We start from the raw sequence: 610 nt of genomic DNA, 5'->3' as shown, positions 1-610 counted from the left end.
CAGGAGACAGGCGTGACGACCATCTTGGGCCGTGCGGCGGAGCTACCCTCGGCAGCGCCTTCCATGTTCATGTGCGTTTCCATGCCGACCGGCTCGACAGCCATCAGACCCGGACCGGTCCACTTGGCCGCCAGCGCGAACAGAACCGCGACGGCACTGACGGCGATCAGGGACTGGCCGGTCCGCAAACGAGCTTGATGGGTGATCATGTCGATGTCTCCGAGCGGATTGGTTCAGGCGGGCAAGCGGAAATCGGCGCGCCAGCCGAGTTCCTCGGCCGCCTTTCGCGTCGAGACGGCCTCATTGGATTCGGCAATGTTGAAGATGCCTGGCGCGCCCTTGTCCAGTGCAAGCAGCGCCGCATAGGCAGCCGCATCGACATGCAGCGGCGACGCGCCGGCGGGCGTGTCCGCTCCTGTTCCGGGGCCGTAGAGCTGGCCATAGCGCAGGACGATGCCGGCGAATGGTGCATTGAGCACGGCCGTTTCGAGCGCGATGACCCCGCCGACGCTGATTCCGCGATTGCCGCTCGCGCCGCTATCCAGCGGATCGGCCTCGGCATGCGGCTCGGAGCCTGGCGCGAAGGCCCAGGCGATGCTTTGCGCCACCA

Annotated in this window: 1 protein-coding gene and 1 pseudogene; both read right to left on the bottom strand. The window is 66.9% G+C overall.

The window, feature by feature from the left end; translation table 11 throughout:
* Positions 1 to 209, bottom strand: a 209-nt coding sequence (locus EOA36_RS36635; RefSeq protein WP_145969567.1) for a hypothetical protein, incomplete at its 3' end; no start/stop codon positions are given.
* Positions 210 to 233: 24 nt separating this feature from the next.
* A pseudogene (locus EOA36_RS36630) lies at positions 234 to 610 on the bottom strand (dTDP-glucose 4,6-dehydratase); the annotation flags it as partial.

Origin of the sequence: Mesorhizobium sp. M8A.F.Ca.ET.021.01.1.1 (assembly GCF_003998025.1) — a bacterium.
Lineage (GTDB): Bacteria > Pseudomonadota > Alphaproteobacteria > Rhizobiales > Rhizobiaceae > Mesorhizobium.
The sequence above is the reverse complement of the archived record's forward strand: the minus strand, read 5'-3'. Positions and strand labels throughout refer to the sequence as shown.